Raw genomic sequence first — 7,184 nt, forward strand, 5'->3', positions numbered from 1 at the left:
AAAATCTATATGGCCGGTCCGCTGTTCTCGACCGCGGAGCTCGCATTCAACCTGAGGCTCGCGGGCCTGCTGCGCGACCGGGGACACGAGGTTTTCCTGCCGCAGGAGCACGAGCAGCGCAAAGACCTGCCCGCGGCGATCTTCGCCAGCGATGTCAGCGGTCTCGACTGGGCCGAGGCGGTGGTGGCGTGCCTTGACGGCGCCGATCCGGATAGCGGCACCTGCTGGGAACTGGGCTACGCCTATGCCAGGAAAAAGCTCAGTATCGTCTATCGCACCGATTTCAGGCTGTTCAGGGGGAGCGATCCCATCAATCTGATGATGACGGAAAGTGCCGATCATGTGATCGTGATGCCGACCGCCGATGTCGCTGACCTCGCGGTCGAAATTGCCGGACGCCTCGACGCGGCAGCCACAGGGAGCAATGAGAGGAGCAACTAGCGTGCGCCGGATGACGCGAGCCTTTCGCGGAGCCCGTCATCTTTGCGAGTTGATCTATCGCGCGTACTGCAGCGCTTGCGTCAGCAACTGCGAGGGCGAGGTGTGTGAAGTATCCAGCACCAGCCGGGGATCGGTCCATGCCACGTATTCGGCACGGCGCTGCAGCAGGTTCGCCCAGCTGAGTTCGTGCGTGCCGGCGATGCTGCGGACCCGGCCTTCGATCCGCTGCCGCAGTGTGGTTTCGTCGGAGCAGACGCATTCGATGATCTTGAGGTTGACGCGATGTTTGGCTGCCAGCTTGCGCCACGCAGCGCGCGGCGCCTCGGCCGCGTTGACCGCGTCGACGATGACTGAAAGCCGAAGCCTTAAATGTTCGTCCGCCAGCGCCCGCGCAACTTCATAGGCCGCGGCGCCGGTTTCGGTCCGGTCGATGCCGGCGCGCCACATCGCCGCCTCGATCGGGTCGACCGAGAAGACCGGGATCAACAGCGTGCGGGAGAGGCTTTCAGCCAGCACGGTCTTTCCCGAACCGGGCAGCCCGGACAAGACGATCAGTGTGGGCGGTATCTTTGTGATGTCCGTCATGACGGCTTTCCAAAACTGACGCAGGGTGGCCTGCATGCGCCAACGCGTCGCACGGATGCGCGCCCGATGACAAGCGCCGTTATATGCGCAGAGGGTAGCCGACTATCAGGCGATATTCCACCGCGGAGGCGGCGAGCTACCGGCCCTCGCCGACGCAGCGATCCACGACTTCTTTGTCCGGGTCTGATAATCGCCCATATTCCGGCTCAGTCTTTTCTTGATCGACGAGTGCGACGTAGCTGCGAATATAGGTGTCCACCGGCAGTTTCTCAGCGAGGCATGCGCAAATGGCTTCGTTTGCGATCGCGATGATGCATTGCAGTCTCTTGCCGTGCTTGATCGCATCGACGGCCCGCAGGGCCCGCTCGAACTGGCTCGCGCTCTCCAGCTCCTGAAGCGACTGCTGGGCAGACGCAGCAGACGACATGGCGATGGCGAACATCACGATAACAACGAGCCGGCGCGACATCCGAGCCTCCCGACATGCGCATTTGCTGGACGAATCCGGCGAACAAGCCCAGAACTCGGCGAAGCATGCAAGAAGACGCATCAGGGCCAGTGTGTCGGAGGTGATGCGTCCTTGATGATCACCAGGAACAATGCGGCGAGGCCCAATGCAAGCAGAAACATTGCGGCCAAGGCCCATGCAGGCTGCAGATACCAGAAGGCTGCAATGACGATCGCGATGCATGTCGCGGCGGATCCCACGATCAAGGCGCCGACAAGTAATGGTCGTATGATCAACGCAAAGATGACGTGGGCGATGCTGATGATCCATCGTCCGACGAAATTAACCACCTGACATCCCCATGGTGTCCAGGAAGATGGCCGTGTAGTTCCAAATCTGTCTGGCGTTCAAACGTTCCAGATCGCGGATTGGCGCAGTTCGTCGATCCGGCCTTAGCCCGGTCCCAATACGGAACAGCGGCGACGCTGTGTAGCACTGGCGGGCAGTGTTATTGTGACAGGTGATAACGACGCAGGGCGGCTGGTATTCCGATGTGTGGTCTTTTTGATAGCGGAATCAGCGCGGTGGCGCGCTGCCCCGTCGGCCCGCTTTCGCATGCGGGGAACGCTTCGGCCGGCTCGTCCTCGTATTCCAGCCCTGCGATCGACGATCAGTCCATTGCGATCACGGCATTGCGCAATTCATAACCGGTGCTGATCGGGTTCATGGTGACGGTCGGTTGCCGCTCCAGCCTGATACCTTCAATGCGCAGGAGCTGATCGAGGAAGATCGCGGCTTCGTGCAGGGCGACCGACGCGCCGGGGCAGCGATGCGGTCCATCGCCGAAGCTCATCAGGCTCGCAGGAACCTTCGCAGAGCGGGCACGGTCGGGATCGAGCTCATGCGGGCAGGCGCCGGCGGCGGCCGAATCGCGATTGGCGGCGTCGATGTCGATCTCCACCAGGCTTTGCGCCGGGATCACGAGAGGACCTGCAGCGGTCTCGACCGCGATGTCGCGCTCGGTGCGGCGCTTGAGCACGGATATCACGGGCGCAAGCCGCAAGCATTCTTCCAGGATGCTCATCCGGTCCTGCTCGTTCGCGGCCAGGAAGCGCGCGCGCAGATCGTCCCCTTCGAATAGCCGCAAGGCGGCCATGACGATGAACTCGCGGGTGGTCGCCATGCCGGCCGCGCCGTAGGTCACGCATTCGGTCAGGATCTCGCGGTTCGAGTAGCCTTCCGAGATCAGATGCGAGATGACGTCCTCCCGCGGCGCGTTGCGGCGCGCGCGAATGGCCGGTCGCACGTCGGCCAGATAGAAGCCGAGCATCCTGATTTGTCCAAGGACGACGTTGCCGACGTTGCCAAGCCATCCCGCGCTCCCGGCGCTGGTGGCGAAGAAGCGGTTCAGCCTGACCGCCATGGCGGACCGCGAGCTGTTGGTCAGCCCGACGATGTCGGCCGCCACCGCGACGGCGAGTTCCAGGCTCAGATCGTCAAGCCGCGCCCGGCCGTCAGCGCGAAAGCGGTCCAGAAGCTCCCGGCTGGTCCGTTCGATCAGCTCGCGATAACGCGTCGCAACGACGCGCGGTGCAAAGAAGCGCGCGGTGGCGCCGCGCTGTTTCTGATGCGGCTCGCCCTCCTGGTAAAGCACCGGCGCGTGCGCGCGTCCGACGAAACGCTCGAGCAGCTCGGCGTTGAAGCCCGCCTGTCGGACATCGCCCGACCGCAGCACCTCACGCGCCGCGCCAAAACCGTCGATCCTGATGGCAGCCGCGTCGCCGCCGCCGGCCGCGCGATTCGGAACCGCCGGCTGGAATCCATGTGGGCAGCCGCTGTGGCCAGAGACCGCAGGTTCGGAAAGCATGACGCATCCTTATTCAGTCCATCGCCCAGCGTTAGATAGGGTGGCGCGGCGCGGCGTCAATCGGACCGACGCATCGCTCAGCTTCATGCGTGGGCTGGCGAACGAAGCTTGCCGCCCAGCGGAAGCAGACCGCGGCCCAGGTGGCGAGATCTCCGCTTGTGGCAAGATACAGAGTTATTGCCCACCTCAGGAGTATATGCTCTGATCTGGATGGGAAAATCGCGATGGCCAAACCTGATCTCATCATCTTCGATTGCGACGGCGTCCTGGTCGATAGCGAAGTGCTGAGCTGCCGCTGTCTGACGGAGGTGTTGGCGGTCCATGGCGTCGAGCTCGGGCTCGACCAGGCGCTCGATCTGTTCCTGGGACGCAGCACGGCTGCGGTCTTTCAGCATTGTGAAACGCTCGGGCGCCCGCTGCCGCAGCAGTTCGCCGCCGAGTTGAAGGCCAGCGTCCGCGCCGCCTTCTCCTCTGCGCTCGCGCCAATAGCCGGGGTCGGCGCGGTGCTGGAAGGCTTGCTGATCCCGCACTGCGTCGCGTCGTCCAGCGATCTCGATCGGGTCTCGTTCTCGCTCGCCTTGACCGGCCTCGCCGCGCATTTCGGCGAACGGCTCTATACCTCGCAACTGGTTCGGCGCGGCAAGCCGGCGCCCGATCTGTTTCTCTATGCGGCCGACCGGATGCAGGCCGACCCGCGTCGCACGCTGGTGATCGAAGACAGCGTCAGCGGTGTGCAGGCGGCCAAGGCAGCTGGCATGACGGCATGGGGATTTGTCGGCGGCAGCCACTATCTGTCACGCGACGGCAAAGCTCTCCTGCGCGAGGCAGGGGCCGACCGTGTCTTCGAGCGAATGGCGGAGTTCTGGCGCGATCCTGAGCGGCCCCATGGTCGCGGCTGACAGCGAAAAATCGCGGCTGGACGAGGCCGCCCGGGCCGGCTGGCTCTACTTCATCGCGGGCCACACCCAGGACGAGATTGCCAGGATGCTGCAGGTCTCGCGTGCCTCGGCCCAGCGCCTGGTTTCATTGTGTCTGGCCGAACGGCTGATCACCTTCCGCCTGGAACATCCGATTGCGGCGTGCATGGAGTTGGCCGCGCGTCTCAAGGACCGGTTTCATCTGGCCTATTGCGAGGTCGTGCCGACCGATCCGGCTGCGCCGCAATCGTCCGCCGGCATCGCGGAGCGCGCCGCGAACGTGCTGGAATCGACCTTGCGGACCGAAAAGCCCGTGATCGTGGCGTTGGGCACGGGCAGGGCGGTTCGCGCCGCCGTGGAACGCGTCTCGCCGATCGACTGTCCGGATCACCAGATCGTCTCGCTGGTCGGGAACATCTCGGCCGACGGCTCGGCGAGTTTCTTCGACACCGTCGGACGTCTCGCCGACCGGACCAAGGCGCGCCACTATCCGATGCCGCTGCCATTTCTGATGGCGTCCGAGCGCGAGCGCGATCAGATGCTGCGAATTGATCCGATCTCCAGGGTTCGGGCCGTCGCGGCCAAGGCCGACTTGCGGCTGGTCGGGATCGGGCAAATGGACCAGCGCGCGCAAGTGCTGGTCGATGGCTTCGTATCCCGCGAGCAGCTCTTTGAAATGATGCGGCTCGGAGCGGTCGGCGAGCTCACGGGCTGGGCCTTTGACGCCAAAGGCCGAATCATCAAGGGCGGAACCAACGCGCGCCTGACCAGCATTCCACCTCAGGTTCCCGCCCAAGCCTTGACCATTGGAGCCGCGGTCGGGCTTGCCAAGGTTCTGGCGATCAGGGCGGCTTTGAAGGGCCGTCTGATCAATGGACTGATCACCGACGAGGCGACGGCCGGCGCGATTCTCAAGCCGTAGCCGGCGAGCGCGCGGAGGCCGTCTTCCGATTCGCAAGTCTCCGATGCCGAGCTCGTGGCAGTGGAGCAGCGTCATTCCCCCTTGCCGCGTTGCAAACCGGTTTTGCAACCACCGATCTGATCCTTGACAAGGTCGCCACGCGGTGTGAACATAATTGCAAGGCGTGGGTATATGCTCAACGCCAATGAGGGAGGTTATCGTGAAGCACGTCTTCGGCGCCCTGCTCGGCGCGGCTACCTTGTTGGGCTCGGCCCCTTCCATTGCCCAGACAACCCTGACGATCGCCACCGTGAACAACGGCGACATGATCCGCATGCAGGGGCTGACCAGCGATTTCACCACCAAGAATCCCGACATCACCGTGAAATGGGTGACGCTCGAGGAGAACGTGCTGCGCCAGCGCGTCACCACCGACATCGCGACCAAGGGCGGCCAGTTCGACATCCTGACCATCGGAACCTACGAGGTGCCGATCTGGGCCAAGAAGAACTGGCTGGTGCCGCTCGACAATCTCGGAGCGGACTATGACGTTGCCGATCTGCTTCCCAAGATCCGCGATGCGGTGTCGGTGTCGGGCAAGCTGTATGCCGCGCCGTTCTACGGCGAGAGTTCGATGACCATGTATCGGACCGACCTGTTTCAGAAGGCCGGCTTGACGATGCCGGAAAACCCGACCTGGGATTTCGTCGTCGATGCGGCAAAGAAGCTCACGGACAAATCCGCGGGCGTCTACGGCATCTGCCTGCGCGGCACGGCCGGCTGGGGCGAGAACATCGCGCTTTTGACCGCGATGTCCAATTCGTTCGGCGCGCGCTGGTTCGACGAGAAATGGCAGCCGCAATTCGAGACGCCGGAATGGAAGAAGACGCTGACGACCTATGTCGATCTGATGAAGGAGGACGGTCCTCCCGGCGCCAGCTCTAATGGCTTCAACGAGAACCTGGCGCTGTTCGACTCGGGCAAATGCGCGATGTGGATCGATGCCACGGTGGCGGCTTCCTTCATCACCAATCCGAAGGATTCGAGGGTCGCCGACAAGGTCGGCTTTGCGCTCGCGCCCAATGATGGGCTCGGAAAGAACGCGAACTGGCTGTGGGCCTGGAATCTCGCGATTCCCGCCGGTTCAAAGAAGGTTGAAGCCGCCGAGAAATTCATCGCCTGGGCAACCGGCAAGGATTACACTAAGCTCGTGGCCGCAAAGGAGGGCTGGGCCAACGTGCCGCCCGGCACCCGGACCTCGCTGTATCAGAATCCCGAATACCTGAAGGTCGCGCCTTTCGCGAAGCTGACGCTGGCCTCGATCGATGCCGCCGATCCGAACCACCCGACCGTGAAGCCGGTGCCTTACGTCGGGGTGCAATATGCTGCGATACCGGAATTCCAGGGCATCGGGACGACCGTCGGCCAGCAGTTTTCGGCCGCGCTGTCCGGGTCCTCCACGGTCGACGCGGCGCTTGCGGCCGCGCAATCGGCGACCGAGCGCGAAATGAAGCGCGCGGGCTACATCAAGTAGATCGGTTCGTTCGCCCTGCGGCGATCGCTCCATAAGGCGCGCCGCCAAAATGGCTGCCGTCCGGCCTCGACCGGACGGAAGCCCTCGTCGAGGTCCTCTCATCCGGTTTCGCTCATCGACTTTCCAATGGGCGGCAGGAGGCGGCGATGACAACCCAGAATATGGTGACGGCCGAGAAGAAGGTGGCGGCAAGCCAGCAGACATTTGTGGCCACCCAGCAGACGCAGGTGCTCGGACGGGCGCTGTTGGCGCCGGCCGTCGTGCTGCTGTTCATCTGGATGATCGTCCCGCTGGCGATGACGATCTATTTTTCGACACTGCATTACAGCCTGCTTGATCCGGACAGCGAGAGCTTCGTTGGCTTGGACAATTTTCGCTATTTCCTCACCGATCCGGCCTTCCTGACCGCGCTGTGGAACACGCTGGTGCTGGTCGGTTCGGTGCTGGCGATCACGATCCTGCTCGGCATTCCGCTGGCGCTTCTGCTGGAT

Annotated in this window: 8 protein-coding genes and 1 pseudogene; 6 read left to right on the forward strand and 3 right to left on the reverse strand. The window is 63.4% G+C overall.

Annotation, left to right across the window (positions count from 1 at the left end; translation table 11 throughout):
- A partial coding sequence (locus WCB02_RS23595; RefSeq protein WP_423961932.1) for a nucleoside 2-deoxyribosyltransferase occupies window positions 1–441 on the forward strand: 441 nt, incomplete at its 5' end.
- Window positions 442–495: 54 nt separating this feature from the next.
- Here the strand turns inward: WCB02_RS23595 and WCB02_RS23600 are convergent.
- The gene (locus tag WCB02_RS23600; protein ID WP_423961934.1) at window positions 496–1,062 is read right to left on the reverse strand and encodes an AAA family ATPase; all 567 of its coding nucleotides are present in this window, start codon (window positions 1,060–1,062) and stop codon (window positions 496–498) included.
- A gap of 100 nt (window positions 1,063–1,162) precedes the next feature.
- Window positions 1,163–1,495, reverse strand: coding sequence for a hypothetical protein (locus WCB02_RS23605; RefSeq protein ID WP_423961937.1), 333 nt, complete (start codon window positions 1,493–1,495; stop codon window positions 1,163–1,165).
- Between the two features lie 114 nt (window positions 1,496–1,609).
- Here WCB02_RS23605 and WCB02_RS23610 point away from each other — a divergent pair, with 114 nt between their 5' ends.
- Complete coding sequence (locus WCB02_RS23610) at window positions 1,610–1,828, forward strand: hypothetical protein (RefSeq protein WP_423961938.1); 219 nt, start codon at window positions 1,610–1,612, stop codon at window positions 1,826–1,828.
- Between the two features lie 316 nt (window positions 1,829–2,144).
- On the opposite strand, the gene WCB02_RS23615 is transcribed toward WCB02_RS23610, so the two are convergent.
- Entirely contained in the window at window positions 2,145–3,341 is a 1,197-nt protein-coding gene (locus tag WCB02_RS23615; RefSeq protein WP_423961940.1) for a cytochrome P450, read from the reverse strand.
- Between the two features lie 224 nt (window positions 3,342–3,565).
- On the opposite strand from WCB02_RS23615, the gene WCB02_RS23620 reads away from it, so the two are divergent.
- The 4 genes and pseudogenes from WCB02_RS23620 to WCB02_RS23635 form a co-directional block, all read left to right on the forward strand.
- Window positions 3,566–4,240: an HAD family hydrolase gene (locus tag WCB02_RS23620; RefSeq protein WP_423961941.1), complete on the forward strand. Its 675-nt coding sequence runs from the start codon at window positions 3,566–3,568 to the stop codon at window positions 4,238–4,240.
- Complete coding sequence (locus tag WCB02_RS23625) at window positions 4,227–5,180, forward strand: sugar-binding transcriptional regulator (protein WP_423961944.1); 954 nt, start codon at window positions 4,227–4,229, stop codon at window positions 5,178–5,180. The genes WCB02_RS23620 and WCB02_RS23625 overlap by 14 nt, the downstream gene beginning before the upstream one ends.
- A 184-nt stretch (window positions 5,181–5,364) precedes the next feature.
- A complete protein-coding gene (locus WCB02_RS23630) occupies window positions 5,365–6,693 on the forward strand; it encodes an ABC transporter substrate-binding protein (RefSeq protein ID WP_423961945.1) in 1,329 nt (442 codons plus the stop codon).
- Between the two features lie 206 nt (window positions 6,694–6,899).
- A pseudogene (locus tag WCB02_RS23635) lies at window positions 6,900–7,184 on the forward strand (sugar ABC transporter permease); the annotation flags it as partial.

It is taken from the genome of Bradyrhizobium sp., assembly GCF_049581145.1.
Classification (GTDB): Bacteria; Pseudomonadota; Alphaproteobacteria; order Rhizobiales; family Xanthobacteraceae; genus Bradyrhizobium.